15 protein-coding genes are annotated in these 21,421 nt (G+C 61.7%); 7 read left to right on the top strand and 8 right to left on the bottom strand.

All coding sequences use genetic code 11. The features are described 5' to 3' along the window. The first annotated feature begins 24 nt into the window (after positions 1-24). Both BM079_RS15280 and BM079_RS15275 read left to right on the top strand, forming a co-directional pair. Positions 25-873, top strand: a complete 849-nt coding sequence (locus BM079_RS15280; RefSeq protein ID WP_090135811.1) for an amidohydrolase family protein — start codon at positions 25-27, stop codon at positions 871-873. Next, on the top strand, positions 867-2,168 hold the full coding sequence (locus BM079_RS15275; RefSeq protein WP_090135809.1) for an SLC13 family permease: 1,302 nt from the start codon (positions 867-869) through the stop codon (positions 2,166-2,168). The genes BM079_RS15280 and BM079_RS15275 overlap by 7 nt, the downstream gene beginning before the upstream one ends. Before the next feature lie 83 nt (positions 2,169-2,251). Here BM079_RS15275 and BM079_RS15270 read toward each other — a convergent pair whose 3' ends face one another. The 3 genes from BM079_RS15270 to pdxA all read right to left on the bottom strand — a co-directional run bounded on the left by BM079_RS15270 (position 2,252) and on the right by pdxA (position 7,542). Continuing rightward, positions 2,252-4,327, bottom strand: coding sequence for a TonB-dependent receptor domain-containing protein (locus BM079_RS15270; RefSeq protein ID WP_090135807.1), 2,076 nt, complete (start codon positions 4,325-4,327; stop codon positions 2,252-2,254). Positions 4,328-4,659: 332 nt separating this feature from the next. After that, the gene (locus BM079_RS15265) at positions 4,660-6,402 is read right to left on the bottom strand and encodes a glycerol-3-phosphate dehydrogenase/oxidase (RefSeq protein WP_090135805.1); all 1,743 of its coding nucleotides are present in this window, start codon (positions 6,400-6,402) and stop codon (positions 4,660-4,662) included. A 99-nt stretch (positions 6,403-6,501) separates the two neighbouring features. Then, the gene (gene pdxA, locus BM079_RS15260; protein ID WP_090135803.1) at positions 6,502-7,542 is read right to left on the bottom strand and encodes a 4-hydroxythreonine-4-phosphate dehydrogenase PdxA; all 1,041 of its coding nucleotides are present in this window, start codon (positions 7,540-7,542) and stop codon (positions 6,502-6,504) included. 150 nt (positions 7,543-7,692) lie between these two features. Between pdxA and BM079_RS15255 the strand changes: the two genes are divergently transcribed. Further along, the gene (locus BM079_RS15255; RefSeq protein WP_090135802.1) at positions 7,693-8,493 is read left to right on the top strand and encodes a 2OG-Fe dioxygenase family protein; all 801 of its coding nucleotides are present in this window, start codon (positions 7,693-7,695) and stop codon (positions 8,491-8,493) included. Here the strand turns inward: BM079_RS15255 and BM079_RS15250 are convergent. Continuing rightward, positions 8,463-11,579, bottom strand: a complete 3,117-nt coding sequence (locus BM079_RS15250; protein WP_090135800.1) for an efflux RND transporter permease subunit — start codon at positions 11,577-11,579, stop codon at positions 8,463-8,465. The two genes, BM079_RS15255 and BM079_RS15250, sit on opposite strands and share 31 nt — an antisense overlap. Next, positions 11,576-12,745, bottom strand: a complete 1,170-nt coding sequence (locus tag BM079_RS15245; protein ID WP_090135797.1) for an efflux RND transporter periplasmic adaptor subunit — start codon at positions 12,743-12,745, stop codon at positions 11,576-11,578. Before BM079_RS15245 ends, BM079_RS15250 begins: the two co-directional genes overlap by 4 nt. Before the next feature lie 269 nt (positions 12,746-13,014). Here BM079_RS15245 and wrbA point away from each other — a divergent pair, with 269 nt between their 5' ends. After that, complete coding sequence (gene wrbA / locus BM079_RS15240; protein ID WP_090135794.1) at positions 13,015-13,623, top strand: NAD(P)H:quinone oxidoreductase; 609 nt, start codon at positions 13,015-13,017, stop codon at positions 13,621-13,623. A gap of 104 nt (positions 13,624-13,727) precedes the next feature. On the opposite strand, the gene BM079_RS15235 is transcribed toward wrbA, so the two are convergent. Both BM079_RS15235 and BM079_RS15230 read right to left on the bottom strand, forming a co-directional pair. Then, a complete protein-coding gene (locus BM079_RS15235) occupies positions 13,728-14,360 on the bottom strand; it encodes a peroxiredoxin (RefSeq protein WP_090135792.1) in 633 nt (210 codons plus the stop codon). Between the two features lie 171 nt (positions 14,361-14,531). Continuing rightward, a complete protein-coding gene (locus tag BM079_RS15230) occupies positions 14,532-14,834 on the bottom strand; it encodes a hypothetical protein (protein ID WP_090135789.1) in 303 nt (100 codons plus the stop codon). 133 nt (positions 14,835-14,967) lie between these two features. Between BM079_RS15230 and ligB the strand changes: the two genes are divergently transcribed. Beyond that, on the top strand, positions 14,968-16,707 hold the full coding sequence (gene ligB, locus BM079_RS15225) for an NAD-dependent DNA ligase LigB (RefSeq protein WP_090135788.1): 1,740 nt from the start codon (positions 14,968-14,970) through the stop codon (positions 16,705-16,707). A 316-nt stretch (positions 16,708-17,023) separates the two neighbouring features. Next, positions 17,024-17,227 (top strand): hypothetical protein, encoded by a 204-nt coding sequence (locus tag BM079_RS15220; protein ID WP_090135787.1) that lies wholly within the window; start codon positions 17,024-17,026, stop codon positions 17,225-17,227. Between the two features lie 304 nt (positions 17,228-17,531). Here the strand turns inward: BM079_RS15220 and typA are convergent, their stop codons facing one another. Then, complete coding sequence (gene typA, locus BM079_RS15215; protein WP_090135786.1) at positions 17,532-19,364, bottom strand: translational GTPase TypA; 1,833 nt, start codon at positions 19,362-19,364, stop codon at positions 17,532-17,534. Positions 19,365-19,890: 526 nt separating this feature from the next. Between typA and glnA the strand changes: the two genes are divergently transcribed. Further along, positions 19,891-21,297 (top strand): glutamate--ammonia ligase, encoded by a 1,407-nt coding sequence (glnA, locus tag BM079_RS15210; RefSeq protein ID WP_090135784.1) that lies wholly within the window; start codon positions 19,891-19,893, stop codon positions 21,295-21,297. Positions 21,298-21,421: the final 124 nt, after the last annotated feature.

Below are 21,421 nucleotides of genomic sequence, written 5' to 3'. Positions count from 1 at the left end.
AATGCCGATATGCAGGGAGTTCAGATGACCGATCAGCATGACGGTTCCATCACCGGAGTGGATACGCACGCCCATATCTTCAGTCAGCATCTTCCCATGGCCCGCCAGCGGCGCTATAGCCCTGACTACGATGCCGATGTCAGCCAGTATCTGGCGCATCTGGACCGCTGCGGGCTCTCTCATGGCGTGCTGGTACAGCCGAGCTTTCTGGGGACCGACAATAGTTACATGCTCTCGGCGCTGCGCCAACATGGCGAGCGCCTGCGCGGCACGGCCGTGGTGGCGCCCGACATCGATGACCCAGCGCTCGACGTGCTGGGCGAGGCCGGCGTGGTCGGGGTACGTCTCAACCTGGTCGGTCAGACGCTGGACGATTATGGTGCTGCCCACTGGCGGCACCTGTTCACCCGGCTGGCTCATCGTGGCTGGTCGGTCGAGATCCAGCGCACGCTGGGCGATCTCGGCCCGGTGGTGCCGGCCATTCTGGAGTCCGGCGTGGCGGTGGTCATCGATCACTATGGATTGCCACAGGGGGGCGCGATCGATACATCGCTTGGCGAGCACCGTACATTTCTGGACTGGCTGGGGGAGGGCAATCTCTGGATCAAGCTGTCAGCGACCTACCGCAGTGGCATGAGCGTCGATCAGGCACGTGCCGCTATCGATACCTTCCAGGAGGCCTTCGGTCACGCCGAGCGGCTGGTCTGGGGCAGTGACTGGCCGCACACCCGCTTCGAGGACCAGACCGATCATGAGGCGCAGTTTGTTCTGATGGAAACGCTCCTGCCCGATCCGGCGCTGCGTCGGCAGGTCATGATCGACAACCCGGCGCGTCTTTTCATGATCAACGCCCAGGGAGCTTTCCGATGCTGAGTCTGCTGATTGTGGGGGCCATTGTCGCCGCCATTGCCCTCGGATATCTGACCCGGATCAATATTGGCCTGTTTGCCATCGCCCTGGCCTACGTGATCGGTAGCTTCGTCATGGGCATGACGCCCTCCGAAGTCATCAACCTCTGGCCGCTGAAGCTCTTTTTCATCATCTTCTCGGTCTGTCTTTTCTACAGCTTTGCCATCGTCAATGGCACGCTGGAAAAGCTGGCCGAACACATGATGTATCGCTGCCGCCGCTTTCCCCACTTTCTGCCCTATGCCATTTTCGGCGCCTCGACCCTGATTTCGGCGTTGGGGGCGGGGTACTACACCGTGCTGGCCTTCATGGCACCGATTACCCTGCTGTTGTGCCGTCGTACCGGACTGAGCCTGATCATCGGCAGCATGTCAGTCAACTACGGTGCGCTGGCCGGTGCCAATTTTGTCTCCAGCCAGAGCGGCATTATCTTTCGCGGCCTGATGACCGCCTCGGGGGTGCCGGAAAGCACGGCCTTTATCAACGGTATCGGCATTTTCCTGTCCACGGCAGTGATTCCGCTGATCGTGATATCGGGCTTCGTGTTTCTGGCCGGCAACAAGCGGGCCATGGCTGATGCCATGGCCCATATCGAAGCACCGGCACCGCTTGATCGGGATCAGCGCACGACGCTTTTGCTGACCCTGATCATGATGGCTGTAGTGCTGGTGCCGCCGATTGCGGCACTGATCGCGCCGGATAATGCGCTGGTCGGTTATATCAATGCCCGCATCGATATCGGACTGGTGGCCAGTGTCTTTGCCGTCATCGCGCTGCTGCTCAGGCTGGGCGACGAACGCAAGGCCATTGCCAGTATTCCCTGGGGCACGCTGATCATGATCTGCGGAGTCGGCATGCTGATCGCGATTGCAATGAAGGCCGGCACGATCGACCTGCTGGCCTCGTGGATCAGCGGCAGCATTCCGCCCGTGCTGGTGCCGGTGGTGTTTGGCGTGATTGCCGCAATGATGTCGCTGTTTGCCAGTACCCTGGGCGTGGTGACGCCGGCGCTCTTTCCGATCGTGCTGCCGATTGCACAGACCCTGTCGATCGATCCGATGATCATTTTCATCAGCATCGTGGTGGGGGCACAGGCCACCTCCATTTCGCCGTTTTCCTCGGGCGGCAGCCTGATTCTGGGCTCCTGCCCGAACGAGGAGAGCCGTACGGCGCTCTTCCCGAAGCTGCTGTTTCGGGCCGCACCGCTGGGCTTTGTCGTGGCGCTGGTCTTCAACCTGGCGCTGGCATTTGTCTTCTGATCCAGACGGCGCATGATGGCAGATCCCCCGAACCATACTGGTCCGGGGGTGAGGGGCAGTAGGTGAGGGTCAGAAAATGAGGGTCAGAAGGTGAGGGTCATGCCGACATTGTAGCGCCGGCCATCGAGCAGACGGCCATAATTCTCTTCGTTGATATCGCGATCAAAGAGATTGTAGATGCCGCCGTAGAGTTCGAGCTGCTTGCGCAATTGATGGCTGAAACCGCTGTCCACCAGGGTGTAGCTGGGCCAGGCTTCGCTCAGCCCACTACGGCTGGCGACCTGCTCGGCTTCACCGCGATAGCGGATGTTGGTCCAAAGGTTCGTGTCACGACTGGCCTGCCAGTCAAGGCCGAGGCTGGCGCGATGGCGCGGCTGATCGTTGAGCGGCAGGCCAGCGTTGTCGCCGCTGCGCTGTTCGCTGTCGGTGAGGGTATAGCTCGATTCGAGATCCAGATCTGGCGTGATCGCCCAGTCGGCCGTCCACTCCACACCCTGGAGAGTTGCCTTGTCCACATTGGTGTACTGATAGAGGGCAGCATACTCCTGGCCCAGATAGCTGCAGGAGGCGTCAACGCCGTCACGGGTATCGCAGACGATCGGCTTTTCGATCTTGTCATCGAAGTCGGTATGGAACACCGTCAGGCTGGTCGCAAGATTCCGGGTGGCCTGCCAGTAGGCCCCCAGTTCGTAGGTCACACTCTTTTCCGGCTGCAGGTCGGAATTGCCCACGTCACGGCAGTCGGCGCACCTCGGGCCGCCCCCGCCCTCGATCCAGTTGGAGTCACCCTCCTTGAGATCCGGCGTGCGATAGCCGGCGCTCACGCCACCCTTGAAGGTGAGGGCTGAAGTGGCATCGTAGACGCCGTAGAGGCGTGGCACGAACTCGCTGCCGTAGCTTTCGTCCTTGACCCAGCGGGCACCGGTGGTCAGCGAGAAGTCGCGGGAGATGAACCACTCATCCTCGGTGAACAGTGCGCCGTCCCAGCGCTCCAGGTTCTGGCGCCCCAGCCCGCGATCGGGGTTTTCGTTTTTCTGGTTGCGGAACTCGACCCCCGCCGTCAGCAGATGGTCGCCCAGTGACATCGCGGTGGTACTTTTGGCGGTAATACGCTCGTAGGTTGAGGTATAGGCACTGTCGTTCTGCTGCAGTTCGACGCGCTTGACGAAGCTGCGAGTGTTGATGCCGCCGCCCCAATCCAGTTCGTGGGTCAGCGTCTGGTGGCGCCGCTGGGCGCGAAAGTCGGCATCGCCGGAGCGGCTGAAGCTTCTGTCGCTGTCGGCGGTGGTGTGCTGATTGCCGTAGCCCGCTTCGAACTTGAGGGTATTGGCCTCGTTGGGCGTCCAGGCCAGCTCGGCGTCGAGTACCTCACGGTCGTAGCCGGCGTAACCGCCCTCGATGTTGTCCTCATTGCGATTGAGCCGTGACCCGGTGATCCTGGCACCAAGCCTGTCCTCGATCAGTGGCCCGGCGACGTAGAAACGACCCTGCTGACGATCGCCGGAATCACTGCGCTCCTGAATGATGGTGTCGACGGTCACCGAGCCGGTCCACTTCTGCGGCACATCACGGGTGATGATATTGATCACTCCGCCCAGTGCATCGGAGCCGTAAAGTGTCGACATCGGCCCGCGAATCACCTCAATGCGCTCGATCGCCGTGATCGGCGGCAGCCAGCTGTACTCGGCGCCGCTACCGTAGCCATTGTAATAGGCCTGGGAGGAGTCCTGTGGCACGCCGTCGACCAGAATGAGGGTATAGTCGGCGTCGAAGCCGCGAATCGACACCTCGCCGGTACCGCCCTTGCCGGTTGGCGCGGTGTCCACGTAGACACCGGGAATATCCTGCAGTGCCTGACTGACGTCACGATAGGAGCGCGATTCAAGCTCGTCGCGACCGATCACCGAAATACTGGCCGGCGCATGCACCGGGTCGACCGCGTAACCCGAAGCCGACGCGGAAGTGACCGTCATGGTCTCAAGCGTATTGACCTGCGTTTGTGTGCTGGAACTGTTCTGCGTGACGGCAGTGCTTGCCCGTTTCTTTTCCTGCTCCTGTTCTGCCGCTGCAGCGGTGTCTCCCAGCCCCATGGAAATCCCCAGCAGCGCAAGTCTGGCGTAGCCACGCCCGGTGGTGGGCGCTTCAGCATGATTCAACATTGTATTCCCCAAATGATATGACGTTCGTTGTTGTGTCATCTGGGCCAGTCACGAGGGCGGTAATCTTTGTCACCTTGCCCGGGTATTGGTTTTATTCTGTGATGCAGCAGGTCGAGCCTGCAGGAAGGGATCGGCTTTCGCCGGTTGTGGCAGACGCCATGCTAGCACCAAATGATAATTAGAATCATTATTGAATCTGCTTCATTGCCGATTCTGCCAGAGGTGGCGACAAATACTTGCGCAGCAGCCTTGATCAAGGTGGGGGAGAGGATCGCCATGGACTCATGGACGGGATTGGCCGATGAGGCATGGCGGCCTCATCGGATGGGTGTCTACCAGTTCAACGTCTCGAAATCTCCCTCCTGACGCTGCTGTGGCGCGGTTTCCTGCTCAGCGGCGGGGTCGTTGGTGGCGCCTTCGGCCGGCAGCGGTCCAGCGCCGGGGTCGCGGGCGATGCCGTTGGTGACAGGGTGGTCGTGAAAGTATTCGTCAAAGCGCCTCTGCGCGTCCTCGCCGAACAGGATCTCGCACGCCTCCATCAGCCCCGCCGACTGCTGGATGGTTTCCTGTCGCGACACAAGGCTGATCTTGGAGCGGCGGCGCAGGAAGTCCTCGAGTTTGGTGATCATCTCGCGCCGCGCGGCCTGGCGTACTTCGGCGCGGATGTACTCGGTGCCTTCGATCAGAATCTCTGCCTGGCGCGGGTCCTCGCGAATGTTCTCCAGCATGCCGATGGCATGCGCCGCGTAGCGCCGCCACAGCCGGGTCGACAGCGGCTCGGAAGCGCTGGCATCGGTGTAATCATCCAGTTTCATCAGTCTGGCCTGGTGGAAGAACTCGTCGCGTACGGCGTCCACCGGCTCGCCGTACCAGCGGTAGTCGGGGAAGCGAATGTCGACGCCCATGGTCCTGACCAGATCGGTGATCTCTTCGCCGACATTAACGCAGTCGGTGAGCTTGCCGCCGAAGATGCTGATAAAGCCCTGGCCGATATTGGAATCGATCTCGTGCTTGCGCGACAGCTGCAGGAAGTCGCGGTCGTTGCCGCTGGTGTTTTTCACCGCCAGTGGACGCACACCACAGCGGGTGGCGATGATGTCGTCACGGTCCAGCGGTTTATCGAGCGACAGACGGGCGTTGATGTTATCGAGCACGAAGGTGACATCGTCGTCGGTAATGGCCGCATGCGGGTCTTCGGTACGGGTATCGGTGGTGCCGATGCAGGTACGATTGCCCATTGGAATGGCGAAAAAGAGCCGGCCATCCTCATCAAAAAACGCCAGCACGCGCTTGTTGGGGGTCACCCGGTCGACGATCAGGTGAATGCCCTTGGAGAGCACGTGGCGGTGGTCGGTCTGCTTGCCGGCCAGTGCGTTGGTGCGGTCGGCCAGCGGGCCGCAGGCGTTGACAAGGGTCTTCGTTTTAACGGTCCACTCACGGCCGCTCATGACGTCGCGAAGGCCCACGTGCCAGAGGTTGTCCTGGCGCTCAAACCCGGTCGCTTCGACATAGTTGGCCGCCACACAGCCGCTGTTCATGGCAATGCGCACGAAGTTCCATACGAAGCGGGCGTCGTTGTCGTGCAAAAAGGCATCGGAGTACTCGAAGCAGCCGATCGCCGGCTTGGTATTGATCACCGGTTCTTCACGGTTAACCGTCCTCAGGCTCGGCAGTCGCGGCGGCCTGGTGAAACAGTTGCCGAACAGCCAGTAGATCCAGGTGCCTGCCCACAGCATCAGCGGATGCCAGCGAAAGCCCTTCGTGATGGTGGTAAGAAAGCGGATCTCCTGCACCGTCGAGGGGTAGTGCTTGATCAGGTGGTTACGCGACACGCACAGCTCGCGCACCAGCTTGAAGTCCCGCGACTCCATGTATTTGATGCCACCCCAGATGAGGTTGGACGACCACATGCTGGTCATGCCGGCGAAGTCGCCCTGCTCCACCAGGCCGACCTTCACGCCGCGTCCGGACAGCGCCGCCGCCGAGACCGCGCCGTTGATGCCGCCGCCGATGATCAGGGTGTCGTAGACCTCGCCATCGGCCAGCCTGTCGATATTGCTCTGTCTGAGTTGCATTGTCCTGCCCCGTGTGTCGAGGGAATGGAACGCCGTGCCGGGGAATCCCGCAGAGGCGTTGTCATGCCTTCAGTGTCCTGCTCAGTGTAATACCGGTGATCAGGGTTGCACGGCGAGACCATCTTCAGCGGTGTCGCTCGCGCGCACCATCGCCTCGGCCTGTTTGAGGGCATACACAAGACTCGACGGGTCGGCAACGCCCTGGCCTGCAATATCAAAGGCGGTGCCGTGATCGACGCTGGTGCGCACGAACGGCAGTCCCACCGTGATGTTGACGCCATTGTCGACGCCCAGATATTTCACCGGGATCAGCCCCTGATCGTGATACTGCGCTACCACGGCATCGAACTGGCCGCGACGGGCGTTCATGAAGACGGTATCGCCCGGCCAGGGGCCGGAGGCGTCGATGCCTTCCTCACGGGCGAGGGCGATGGCCGGGGCGATGATAGTCTCGTCCTCGTGGCCGAACAGACCGCCTTCGCCGGCGTGCGGGTTGAGCCCGGCCACGGCAATGCGCGGGCGTTCGATGCCATAGGCGTGGCAGGCGCGGGCGGCCAGACGGATGGCGCGCAGTTCGCGCTCGGGCGTGACGGCGTCAATGGCCTCGCGGAGTGACAGGTGGATCGACACCAGCATCACGCGCAGCTCGTCGTTGGCCAGCATCATGCCGAAGTCCTGCGTGCCGGCGCGGTCGGCCAGAATCTCGGTATGGCCCGGGTAGGTAATGCCGGCCGCGGCCATGGCGGCCTTGTTGAGCGGGGCAGTCACGATCGCGCTGATCGAGCCGTCGAGCGCGAAATCGATGGCGCGGTTCACATAGGCACAGGCGGCGGCCCCGGCGCGCGCATCGACAAGGCCGTAAGGCAGCTCGGGCGGCAGCGCCTCGCCGGCTGGCAGTACGGCCATCCGGCCCGGGGTGACGCCGCGATCATCCAGTTCGCTCGGGTGCTCGATGGGAAACAGCGTCAGGGCCAGACCCAGCTGATTCGCCATGGCGTGCAGCCGGTCGATATCACCGATGACCAGCAGCGGCGTGGTGCTTTCGCGTGGCATGCAGGCCAGGCGAACGATGATTTCCGGGCCGACGCCGGCCGGATCGCCCATGGTGATGGCAATGGGGGCACGATGAGATGCGGACATGGCAAGGTCCTTCTTTTGCAGGCAGGCGCCCGAGCACAGCGTCATGGGCGGCGGGAATCGACAGTGCCATAATAGCGCTCTGCCCCGCGCCGCGTCAGGCCCCTGTGTGACGCCGCGTGCCCCGATGATTGACAGCCGGCGGTCGTGTCCATGTCTGAAGTGCCAACGTGCCAGGTCTCTCCCCTTGAAATCCTCGTGACGTCGCTGAGCGAGCGCCTTGAGCGCGACGGTCATCTTTTCGCGCCGGCCGGCGATATCGCCCCGGTCTTCCAGGCCTGGTGTGCGGCAAGGGATCGCCGTGCGCTGGATCATGACGTGCTGGCCCGCTACTGGGACGATCTCGCCCCGGATCGTTTCATGAACGATGGTGGCCGCTATCGCCGCCGGCGCCATGCAGTGTTCAGCGCATCCGCCGGGGCTCAGGCACTGACGCGCGAGCCGCATCAGGCCCATTTTCAGACCACGGACTTCAACCGCCTCAACGGCGGCATCGAGCGTCACTTCGAGCCGGTGGCAGACGGGGCCGTCAACACCCACGCCTTTGCCTTTCTCTGTGAACTCTGTCTCGGCGTGTTCGGACGCTGCGCGCCCGGCACCGACTGGCACGTCGAGATGCATCAGTTTCGCATCGAGGTGGGCGGGGACATCAATGCCGGTCTGCCCACGCCGGAGGGGCTGCACCGCGATGGCGTGGACTTCGTGGCGATGGTAATGATCCAGCGTCGCAACGTGCGTGAGGGCGTCTCTTGCATTCACGACCTCGACCGCCGCGAGCTGGCCGCCTTTACCCTGGCCGAGTCACTGGACATGGCGCTGGTCGACGACACCCGCGTGCTGCACGGCGTCACGCCCATTGTGGCCGAGGACGCCTCGCGCGTCGGCACGCGGGATCTGCTGGTGTTGACCTTCAGGCGCCGGGGTTACTCCTCCGACGGCGACTCTCCGGTGTGACGCGCCAGCGAAGCCTTGAGCTGTCGGCGTCGATGTCCCGGCGGCTTCTGGTGGCCGGCCAGCCAGTAGTAGGCGATCGGCACGACACCCAGGGTTAAAAGCGTGGCGCTGGCACAGCCCGCCAGCAGCGTCATGCCCAGACCGAAGCGGCTGGCTGCCCCGGCGCCGGTCGCCATCACCAGTGGCAGGGCACCGGCCATGGTGGAGATCGAAGTCATCAGGATCGGGCGCAGACGCGTCTGCGCGGCCTGCAATATGGCCCCGCGCAGCGCCACACCCTCATCACGCAGCTGATTGGCAAACTCCACGATCAGAATGCCGTTCTTGGCCGACAGCCCAATCAGCATCAAAAGCCCGATCTGGGCATACAGATTGAGACTCTCGCCCAGCAGCCAAAGCGCCGTGCCCGCGCCCAGCATTCCCAGCGGCACGGTCAGCATCACCACCAGCGGACTGATGAAGTTTTCGAACTGGGCGGCCAGCACCAGCCAGGTGACTGCAATCGCCACGGTGAACACCAGCAGCAGATCGCGCCCGGCGTCGAGGAAGTCCTGCGTGGCGCCCTTGTAGTCGATGCGCGCCTGCTCCGGCAGGGTCCGGTCGACCGTGGCATTCATGTGATCAAGCACCTGCGACAGGCTGTAGCCCTCGGCAACGTTGGCCGAGAAGGTGACGGCGCGAATCCGGTTGTAGCGGTTGAGCGTCGGCGAGACGGCCACCTCCTCCAGATGCACGAGATTGGCCAGACTGACCAGCGCCCCGCTGGCGCTGCGTACTCGAATTTCCTCCAGCGCCTGCGGTGTCAGGCGCTGTTCACGCAGGCCCTGCAAAATCACGTCGTAGGACTGGCCGTCGCGTTCAAAGGTGGTCAGGCTGCGCTCGCCGAAAAAGGATGCCAGCGTCTGACCGACCGTCTCGGCGCTGACACCGAGCTGGGCGGCACGCTCGCGATCCAGACGCACCTGAAGCTGGGGCGTGGTCTCGATCAGGTCGCTGTCGAGTGCCTCGAGCCCCGGGTAGTCCTGCCACTGGTCCATCAGCTGATCGCGCCACATCCCCAGGGTGGCGTAATCCGGCCCGCCGACCACGAACTGCACCGGAGTCTCGTTGCCCGAACTCAGCCCGCGAGGCAAAAGCGTCGTGGCGCTGAGTTCGGAGAAGCCTTCCAGTGCGTCATTGATGCGCGCAGCCACCTCGCGGGTGCTCTGATCACGGGTCTGCCAGGGCGTGAAGCTGATGATCCAGCGGCCGTTGTTGACCGGCCCTTCACTGTTGCCGGGCGAGGGCACGCGCAGCGAAGCGTTATCGACCAGTGCGCTGTCCTCGAGAATGGGCGCCAGGCGCTGTGACATGGCCTGCATGCGCCGGTGCATCTCCTCGAAATTGACCCCTTCCTCGGCCTGAACGTTGATGCGCAGTGCGCCACGGTCGTCATAGGGCTCGTATTCGGTCGGCAGCGTGGTGATGAGGGCCGAGGTGACGATCGCCATGGCCACAAAGCCGGCGCCGACCAGCACCGGGCGGTGCAGCATGCGGCCCAGATGGCGCTGGTAGCTAACGGTCACACCGGCCATGAGGCGCCCCATCGGCGAGTTCTGATGACTGTGCCGGCCGGTCAGCAGCCACGAGGCCATCACCGGCGTCAGCGTCAGTGACACCAGGGTGGAAAAGGCGATGGCGGCGGCGATGGTGACGGCAAATTCGGTAAAGAGTCGTCCGGTCTGGCCGCTCATCAGCGTGATGGGCAGAAACACCGCCATCAGCACCAGACTGGTGGCGATGATGGCAAAGGCGACCTGGCGAGCGCCGCGAAAGGCTGCCACCAGCGCTGCATCGCCGTCTTCCAGATGGCGCTGGATGTTTTCGATCATGACAATGGCGTCATCCACCACCAGTCCCACCGAGAGCACCAGTGCCAGCAGGGTGAGCATGTTGAGGCTGAAGCCCAGCCCCGACAGGATCATGCCGCAGGCCAGCAGCGAAATGGGAATGACCGTGGCCGCCACCAGCGCCGCGCGCCACGAGCCCAGAAAGAAGATGATCACGCCGACCACCATGGCGACCGCGATGGCCAGCGTCAGCAGCACCTCCTTGAGCGCCGCCGAGATATAGAGGGTGTCATCGGAGACGATGTCGACGTGCATGCCCTCGGGCAGATCACTGCGCAGGTCCTCGAGCGTGGCGCGTACGTCGCGCGAGATGGACAGCGTATTGGCGGTGCTCTGGCGACTGATGGCAATTGAAACGGTGGGTTCGCCGTCGACCAGAAACGCTTCGCGCCGCGTTTCGGAGCCCAGCGCGACATGGGCCACATCGCCCAGCGTGACGGTGCGGGTGCCCTCGCCCTGACGCAGCGGCAGACGCCGGAAGGCATCGGGCGTTTCATAGCCCGGCAGCAGACGGACAGTGAACTCCCGGGTGGTGGATTCGATCCGCCCGCCCGGGTACTCGACGTTCTGGCGGGTCAGGGCGCTGGTGATGTCCGAAACGGTGATGTCATGAGCGGTCATGGCATGGCGGTCCAGATCCACGCGCATGGCCGGCAGCTGCGATCCCCAGAGCCGCACCCGCGATACGCCATTGATGGTCGAGAAGCGATCCAGCAACTGGCGGTCGGCATAGTCCGATAGCGCCATGGCACTCATTCGGTCGGTCTGTACTGATAGGATCATCAGGGTATCGCTGCCGCCCTGATCCTTGCTGATTTCGGGCGCTTCAGCTTCTTCCGGCAGATTGTCCGCCACCCGCGAGACCTGGTCACGCACGTCATTGGCGGCCGTATCGAGATCGATGTTGCTGGCAAAGGTCAGCGTGACCTCGGATTCGCCGTCGTTGCTTTCCGATTCGACACTGACCACGCCTTCGATGCCGGCCACCACATTTTCGATCGTCTGGGTCACACGGGATTCCACGACGGCTGCAGAGGCGCCGGGCCAGGCGATTTCGACCGAGACCTCCGGCTCCTCGATGGCGGGATATTCCCGGATGGGCAGCTCCAGAAAGGCCAGCACGCCAAAAAGCACCAGCAGCATCGAGACGACCAGGGTGCCGACCGGTCGGGTCACGGCCAGATCGGTCACGGTCATGGAGTAGTCGCCTCCCGGGCCGTGGCGTGATCCCCGGTTGAGGCCGGCTCGAACAGGGCCTGCGTGTCACGCTCGGCGTCCTCGTCGAGGATCAGTTCACGCCCCTCGCCGATATCGCGCAGACCGCTGACGGCGACCGAGGCCCCCGGGCGCAGCAGGCGGTCATCGTCGCTGGCCTCGATGGCCGCCCAGCCGGGGCCGCGCTCGAGCACCTCGATCGCCACCCGATGGGCGCGATGGCCGTTGTTGCTGGCGGCGATCACCCAGGTCCACTGGCGGTCGCGCTCACCCAGAATGGCGCTCTCGGGCACGATCAAACGGCGCTGCGCCGGCAGAAGCAGCGTGATGTCGAGCAGCATGCCGGGGCGCAGGGCCATGTCGGGATTGTCAAAGCGCGCGCGGACCATGACCGTGCGGGTCCCCCGGTCCAGGCGTGGATCGATGGTGGTGACCTCGCCGTGAAAGGTGCGGTCGGGCCAGACCACCGAGCGTCCCGTGACCGTCATGCCCTCGTCAACGCGACGCAGCTCGCGTTCCGGCAGGGAAAAGTCGACCTGTATCCGGTCGATGCTGTCCAGCGTGGCCAGCGGCGTGTCGGCGCTGACCTGCTCGCCCGTGCTCAGGTTGTTAAAGCCCATGACGCCGGTGACCGGGGCTGTAATGGTGCGATCCTCCAGCGCGGCGTTGAGTCGGGCCAGTTCGATTCGGGCGCTTTCCAGTCGGTTGCGCTGGGCATCGACCTGCTGGGTGGCGATCGACCCCTGACGTGCCAGCGGCTGCAGGCGATCATATTCGCGCTGCTCCTGCTCGACGATCACGCGCGCCGCGCGCAGCCCCTGCTGTTCGGCGCGGTCGTCGAGCTGAATCAGGAGGTCGCCCTTGTTGACCCGCTCGCCGCTGTCAAAGTGCAGCTCGGTGATGCGCTCGGTGACCAATGAGGCGATCTCGATCGAGTCGGTGGCTTCGACATCGCCCACGGCGTCCAGCGTGGCGGACAGATCGCGCTCGATCACCGCGGCTCGACCGACGGCCACGGGAGAGGGCGGTCCGGTCTCTTCCGGCGTGTGCTCACGCGAGAGCCACCACCAGAAGGCAAGGGCCAGCAACACCAATATCAGCGCTACCAGCCAGACCAGCGGGCGACGGGCATCGTGAGGCTCGGACATGGGCAGGTTTCCGCAGACAGGAGGCAATCAGGGCAGCAAAAGCACGCTGCCTCATGAACAGCATAAGCGTATACGGGCAGGTCGCAATGTCGTTCTTTCAAGCGTGCTTAAGCCGGGAGTGGCAGAACATCGGCAGTGATGGCACATTCAGAGGGACGGGAAACAATCACAGAGACGGGAGAGACAATATCTGCGCGGAGGCCCCGCGTGGAGACGGTTTCAAACGATCCTGTGTTAACGCCGGAACCTGCATTAAGGAGACAGACACGATGTCCCGGATACTGGTGCTTTATTACTCGATGTATGGCCATATCGAAACCATGGCCGAGGCGGTGGCCGAGGGCGCACGCTCGATCTCAGGTACTGAGGTCACCATCAAGCGGGTGCCGGAAACCATGGGCGAAGAAGCCTTCAAAAACGCCGGTGGCAAGGTGGATCAGTCGGCACCGGTTGCCAGTCCTGCCGAGCTTGCCGATTACGATGCCATTATCCTGGGGACGCCGACCCGCTACGGCAACATGGCCGGTCAGATGCGCACCTTTCTGGATCAGACCGGCGGGCTGTGGGCGAAGGGCGCACTGCGTGGCAAGCTGGCCAGCGTCTTTACCTCTACCGGTACCGGTGGCGGCGAGGAGATGACCATCACCACCAGCTGGACGACACTGGCGCACCACGGGATGGTGATTGTGCCGATCGGCTACGGGGTCGAAGAGCAGTTCGATATTTCCGAGGTCAGCGGGGGTACGCCCTATGGCGCCTCGACACTGGCCGGTGGCGACGGCTCGCGTCAGCCGACGGCGCGTGAGCTGAAAATCGCCCGCTTCCAGGGCGAGTACGTGGCAGGCTTTGCCCAAAAGCTGACCGCGCAGGTGTTGTAACGTGGCGCGCCGTACCTGAAAGCGTGATCAAAAAAACGCCCGGCCGCATGGCCGGGCGTTTTTCATGGTAAGCGGCAGACCGCTGCAGCGGCTGCCGTTACGCCTTACTTGTTGAGCTTCGTCATGCGCAGGTAGGGCTTTTTCTCGTCCCAGCCCTGCGGGAAGAGTTTGGCGGCTTCCTCGTTGCTCAGCGACGGGACGATGATGACATCGTCACCCTGACGCCAGTTGACCGGCGTTGCGACCTTTTCGTTGTCGGTCAGCTGCAGGCTGTCGAGCACGCGCAGGATTTCCTGGAAGTTGCGGCCGGCGCTGGCCGGATAGGTCAGGGTCAGACGGACCTTCTTTTTGGGGTCGATGACAAAGACCGAGCGGACCGTCAGGGTGTCGTTGGCATTCGGATGAATCATGCCGTACTTCTCGCTGACGCTGCGATCGGCGTCGGCCAGCAGCGGGAAGTTGAGCCCGCAGCCCTGGGTTTCCTCGATGTCACCCTTCCACGCGTGGTGATCCTCGATCGGATCGACCGACAGGCCAATGGCCCTGGTATTGCGCTTGTCGAACTCGGACTTCAGGCGTGCAACTTCACCCAGCTCGGTGGTGCACACCGGGGTGAAATCCTTGGGGTGAGAAAAGAGAATCGCCCAGCTGTCGCCCAGCCACTCGTGAAAGTTGATTACTCCCTCGGTGCTGTCCTGAGAGAAGTCCGGTGCAGTATCGCCAAGTTGCAGCGCCATTTGTCACTCCTTTGGCCATCGATAAAAACGGGGGTGGATAGCAGGGCCTGTCACATGAGACAGCACCCCGTACAAATCGTTGTCAGATAATGACGACTCCCGAGGGCAAAACCAAACAACGAGTTGTCCTAACTTGATTCCAATCAAGTATAAAAAGCGCGACTCAAAGCATCAATCGCTATAACGGATGAAGGCGCGATCCTTGTCGGGGACCCGTACGGTGTCTCCCTTGTGCAACCCTTCATGATCTCCGACACCCTTTTCGTCTTCAACGCTGATACCCAGAACCTCGGCAATCGAGGCATCTTCACCATCGCGCTCCAGCACCTTCATGCGCACGTTGGCCTTCATGTACCGCGCCGTAATGATGTCACCGGTTTTGGGCTTTTTATGCAGAAACTGGGTCAGTTCTTCATGATCTGCCACATGATCGACCCCTTCACTGTCCCATGTTACAGCGCGTGCGTTACTCATGATCCATCTCCTTTGCCTGATAGTGAAAGTCTAGCAGTTTGCCACCGCCTCGCCGCCTGACGTCGCCTTCAGAATCCATCGACCTCGTCGATAGTCGATAAGGTGAAATGAATATGGGTACGCAGGGGACGTTATGAAAGGGTGGCGATGGAGGGCGGCCGGGGCGCTGGTGTTGCTGGCATTTTCGTCGATGGCGCAGGCTGAAGAGTGCCCGGCGCCGGAGGCCATCGAGGGCCGTATCGATCGACTGGCCGATCAGGTCGAGCGTTGGGATGATGCCTATCACCGCCGCGGTGAACGACAGGTGACAGATGGTGTGTATGACCGGGCGTCACGGCGACTGTCGCACTGGCGTCGCTGTCTGGGGCAGCCGATAGTGCCCGTGATCCTGAGCGGCGGCGAACAGCGCCACGTCGTGGCTCAGACCGGGCTGGACAAGCTGGCGGATCAGGCGGCGGTCAAGCGCTGGCTGAAGACGCTGCCGCCAGGGCCACTGTGGATTCAGCCCAAGGTGGATGGCGTGGCGGTAACGCTGGTTTACGACAATGGCCATCTGGTGGCTGCCACCAGCCGCGGCAACGGGCTGAGCGGTCAGGACTGGCTGGCCGGTGTCTCCAATATCAATGCCATCCCCTGGCAACTGGCCGATGATGCTCCCGAGCGAGTGGTGATACAGGGCGAGCTCTACCTCAAGCGGGATAACCACGTGCAGCGCCGTGATGGCAGTGCCGGCGCGCGCGCCAGCGTGGCCGGCCTGATGCAGCGTCATGTGCTTGATGACGAGATGGGCGCTCAGATCGGCTTTTTTGCCTGGGCGCTGCCTGACGGGCCCGACACGCTGGCCGAGCGCAACCAGCGGCTTGCCGACTGGGGCTTCATGGATCCGCAGCGCTGGAGCCAGCCGGTCAGCAGCATCAAGGACGTGGCGCACTGGCGCCGCTACTGGTATCGACACGAACTGCCCTTTGTCAGCGACGGCGTGGTGATCAAGCCCGATCGTCAGCCGCCGGGGCGGAGCTGGCGCAATCAGCCGCCCTCGAGCAGCGTGGCATGGAAATACCCCGTGGCCGCCACGCTTGCCGAGGTGCGTGACGTCGATTTCGGTATCGGGCGCACCGGTCGTATTACGCCGGTGCTGGAGCTTGAGCCGGTCACGCTGGATGATCGCACGGTGCGTCGGGTCAGCACCGGTTCCCTGGCGCGCTGGCAGGCAGCGGACATTCGCCCGGGGGATCAGGTCATGATCTCGCTGGCCGGGCTGACCATTCCCCGTCTTGATGAGGTCGTGATTCGCAACGACACCCGCGTGGCGCTGGACGTGCCTGACCCGGAAGCGTTCAACGCCCTGAGCTGTCTCGAGCTGACCCCCGGGTGCCGCGCGCAGTTTCTGGCACGTCTTGAGTATCTGGGCAGCCGCAGCGGGCTGAACATGCGCGGCATCGGGGAAGGGACATGGAAAAAATTGATTGACGCTGGATTAGTGACGTCCCTGCTCGACTGGCGTGATCTGGAGCGCGCTGCATTGCGCTCGCTGAGCGGCGTTGGTGAGGTGCGCGCCGATCAGTGGCTCGACGCATTCGAGCGCGCGGGCCGGCAGCCATTGAAGCGCCTGCTGGTGGGGCTTGAACCGGCACACGCCCGGCTTTATGCCTCTCAGTCTAAAGTCGTCTTTCGGGCAGCCGATAGTTTGAATCAAATTGTGCCAGAGCGCTCATTAAAAAACACCGACTGGCAGAAGGTTACGGGGTTGAACCGCACGGATGCCGCCAGACTGTCAGCGTTCTGGCAGGACGACACGGTTCAGGAACTGCTGGAGACATGGGAGGCCGCACAGGAGACAAAAGAGCAGCAGGATGATGGCGGCACACCGTGAGGACCGGGTTTGTCATCATTCTGGAGTTGAAAGGGTGATCATCCGATAGTTCTTTTTGATCCCTTTAATACTAATTACTCAGTGTACTTTGCGTTACCTTGTGATACATTAAGTACCATAGGAGTTACTGATTCGGCGGTTTGATCGGTCAAGACCCTCACCAGAGCAACAGGGCATACCGGTCAGGTAGCAGGATCAGAGGTTGTTGGAGCACAGCGCCCCAGAGCAGGCGACCACCATCAGGACATGGCTGTGCAAAGTGGCTTCCATTGTATAAACGCGCTGCGACACCGCCGCGTTGAAAGGAGATAGGACCATGGCACTGTTAATCATTGGCGGTATGAGTTACGCCCTGCTGATCATGTTCATGCTGGGCGCCATGATGCTTTCCGGGCGCGCTTCGGATCGTGAGGCTCGTCGGCTGCAGCCGGTGCAGGCCAAGGCCTCCACGCCTGCCGCACATGGCACTACCGGATCCTCCACGGATCTTGCGACCATGGCAGGTCGTAACGCTGCCTGATCGCTTTGTCATATCGTAGTGGTGACAAACCCTGGTCGTGACAACCAGCGTCGCGATGACAGGTTGAAGTGACAGGCTGCAGTGATTGATAAAAAGGCCGCTATCCGCACGGGTAGCGGCCTTCGTGTATCTGCGCCCCGCAGGGCTCGACGCAAGGGATGGGCCATGACGAGCCGATGTGTGACTTCATCTGCAGGCCGATGACATCGATGACGTAAAAGCGAGACCAGCACCCGTGGTGACGACAAAAAACGGCCTGCATGATGCAGGCCGTTTTGATGTCCACCGATATCGCGTTGTGCGCTTACTTTTTGGCGCGCTTGCGGTCGGTTTCCTTCAGATGCTTCTTGCGGATGCGGATGAAACCGGGTGTGACTTCCACCAGCTCATCGCTGTCGAGAAATTCGATCGCCTGCTCCAGCGTGAAGCGAATCGGCGGCGTCAGCACGATGTTTTCATCGTTGCCGGAGGCGCGCATGTTATCGAGCTTCTTGCCCTTGGTCGGATTGACCACCATGTCATCGGCACGGTTGTTGATGCCGATCAGCATGCCTTCATAGACCTCGGTGCCGTGCTCGATGATCAGCTTGCCGCGGTCCTGCAGGGCATAGAGGGCGTAGGCCAGCGCCTTGCCGTCCACCATGGAGACCAGTACACCGTTGCGACGCTCGACGGCGGCGCCTTCCTTCAGCGGCCCGTAGTGGTCAAAGCGGCTGGTCAGGATGCCGGTACCGGAGGTCAGGGTCAGAAACTGCGAGCGAAAGCCGATCAGACCGCGCGAGGGGATCATGAAGTCCAGACGCACACGACCCTTGCCATCCGGATTCATGTTGGTCAGCTCGCCCTTGCGATAGCCCAGCTCTTCCATGACAGAGCCCTGATGCTGCTCTTCACAGTCGATGATGACCTCTTCGTAGGGCTCCTGCTTCACGCCATCGATCTCGCGGATGATGACTTCCGGGCGACCCACGGCCAGCTCGTAACCTTCACGACGCATGGATTCGATCAGTACCGACAGGTGCAGCTCGCCACGCCCGGAAACCTTGAACTTCTCGGCCGATTCCCCCTGTTCAACACGCAGGGCCACGTTGTGGATCAGCTCCTGATCCAGGCGGTCCTTGATGTTGCGGCTGGTGACGTACTTGCCGTCACGACCGGCAAAGGGTGAATCGTTGACCTGGAAGGTCATGGAGACGGTCGGCTCATCCACGGTCAGCGCCGGCAGTGCCTCGACGTTGGCGGGGTCACACAGCGTATCGGAGATGGCCAGGTCGTCGATGCCGGTAATGCAGACGATGTCGCCGGCACTGACTTCATCGGCCTGAACACGCTCAAGACCCAGGTGTGTCATGACCTGGCCGATCTTGCCCCGGCGGGTCACGCCGTGACGGGAGATAACACTGATCTGCTGGTTGGGGCGCACGCGACCGCGCTTGACGCGACCCAGACCGATAACGCCCACGTAGCTGTTGTAGTCCAGTGCCGAAATCTGCATCTGGAAGGGGCCGTCGAGTTCAACGGTCGGCGGCTCGACGATGTCGACGATGGCCTGGAACATCGGATCCATGTTCTCGGAGAGATTCTCCGGGTCCATGCCGGCAATGCCGTTGAGCGCCGAGCAGTAGATGATCGGGAAGTCGAGCTGCTCGTCGGTGGCGCCGAGGTTGTCGAACAGATCAAAGATCTGATCGATGACCCAGTCGGGACGCGCGCCGGGACGGTCGATCTTGTTGACCACCACGATCGGCTTGAGCCCCTGGGCAAAAGCCTTCTGGGTCACGAAGCGGGTCTGCGGCATCGGGCCATCAACGGCGTCGACCAGCAGCAGAACGGAATCCACCATCGACATGACGCGCTCGACCTCACCGCCAAAGTCGGCGTGCCCGGGGGTGTCGACGATGTTGATGTGGTAGTCGTGCCAGGTAATGGCCGTGTTCTTGGCCAGGATGGTAATGCCGCGTTCCTTTTCCTGGTCATTGGAGTCCATGATGCGCTCCTGGTTTTCCGCCTTGCGGTCCAGGGTGCCGGACTGGGCCAGCAGCTTGTCGACCAGCGTGGTCTTGCCGTGGTCAACGTGAGCAATAATGGCAATATTTCTCAGCTTCTCGATATTGCCGGAAGTAAGCGTATCGGACATAACGCGTTTTCACCTTTGTGTACACGCGCCTGTTCTGGTGTAGGAGCGTGACCGTGCGTTGTGGATCGGCCACGCCAGCAGCGTGCAATAAATTTGGCCCCGCATTGTATAGGCTAAGTCGACGGTCGAATAGCTGGAATCGCGGTGTGTAAAGTCTAAATGCCATGAAACGCACCCCCTGTGACATCCTGACGACAGCGAAGGATTCAGTTGCGCGCTTTTTTGGTGCAAAAGAAGCGTTTTTTGAGCGCTTGTGGTGCATTCATGCGCCGCCAGTGCATCGTTACAAGCCTGTCAAACAGGGGGACGAATGACCCCTGTCAGGATGTTCGACCCTTAACATGCTGTATCGACAGTATTTTTAAAATGGTAATGATCGGTGTGCGCCATTTTGGCACGCTGCATGCATTATTTGGGTACACAGCGGGACTTGCATGCACTGTGCTTGCGCGTGATACAACGGTGGCGAAGTGATGGCGTCCTGTTAACGGTTTTAAAGCAGTATCCTTTTTATTGGAGGAGTCACATGTCAGAGAAAACGCTTGCCCTGATCGAAGAGAACGATATCAAGTGGGCCGATCTGCGCTTTACCGATACCAAGGGCAAGGAGCAGCACGTCACCATCCCCGCGCGCATGGTCGATGAAGAGTTCTTTGAAACCGGCCAGATGTTCGATGGCTCCTCCATCGCCGGCTGGAAGGGCATCAACGAGTCCGACATGATCCTGATGCCCCAGGACGGTTCGGGCTATCTTGACCCCTTCACCGAAGATCCCACGATCGTTCTGCGCTGCGACATCATCGAGCCGGCCACCATGCAGGGCTACGAGCGTGATCCGCGCTCGATCGCCAAACGCGCCGAAGCTTATCTGGGCAGCACCGGTCTGGGCGATACGGCCTTTTTCGGTCCCGAGCCCGAGTTCTTCATCTTTGATGAAGTGCACTTCAAGAACGACATGAACCATTCGTTTTTCCGCATCTCTTCCGAAGAGGGTGCCTGGGAGACCGACGGCAAGTTCGAAGGCGGCAACATGGGTCACCGCCCGCGTGTGAAAGGCGGCTATTTCCCGGTGCCCCCGGTCGACTCCTTCCACGACATCCGCAGCGCCATGTGCTCGACGCTGGAAGCCGTGGGTCAGACCGTTGAAGTACACCACCACGAAGTGGCCAACGCCGGTCAGAACGAAATCGGTGTGAAGTTCAACACGCTGGTGCAGAAGTGCGACGAAGTTCAGACCATGAAGTATGTAATCCACAACGTGGCACATGCCTATGGCAAGACCGCAACCTTCATGCCCAAGCCGATGGCCGGCGACAACGGCTCCGGCATGCACATCCACCAGTCCTTCTGGAAGGACGGCGAAAACATGTTCGCAGGCGATGAATACGCCGGTCTGTCCGAGACTGCGCTGTATTACATCGGCGGCGTCATCAAGCACGCCCGTGCCCTGAACGCCTTTACAAATCCGTCGACCAACTCTTACAAGCGTCTGGTCCCGGGCTTTGAAGCACCGGTCATGCTGGCCTACAGCGCCCGCAACCGCTCTGCCTCGATTCGTATTCCCTACACCGCAAGCCCCAAGGGCAAGCGCGTCGAGACCCGCTTCCCTGATCCGATGGCCAACCCGTACCTGGCCTTCTCCGCGCTTTTGATGGCTGGTATCGATGGTATCCGCAACAAGATCCATCCGGGCGAAGCTCTGGACAAGAACCTGTACGACCTGCCGGCCGAAGAAGCGCTTAACGTGCCGACGGTCGCTTCGAGCCTCGAAGAAGCCCTGCAGGCGCTCAAGGATGACCATGCCTTTCTGACCGAAGGTGGCGTGTTCACCGAAGAGATGATCGAAGCCTACATCGAGCTCAAGATGGAAGATGTGACGGCCGTTCGCATGGTGCCAAGCCCTGTCGAGTACGACCTGTACTACAGCCTCTGATTCCTGATACGGACGGGCCCGCTTGCAGGCCCGGCAGGAACAAGGAAAAGCCCCGTTTTGACGGGGCTTTTTATCGTCTGGTGATCAGGTCGCTCTGGCCATAATGACGGCTTTCCTTGCTGTG

It is taken from the genome of Kushneria avicenniae (assembly GCF_900112585.1).
In the GTDB taxonomy this organism is placed as follows: Bacteria; Pseudomonadota; Gammaproteobacteria; order Pseudomonadales; family Halomonadaceae; genus Kushneria; species Kushneria avicenniae.
Note: the sequence above shows the minus strand (reverse complement) of the source record. Positions and strands in the feature narration are given on the sequence as shown.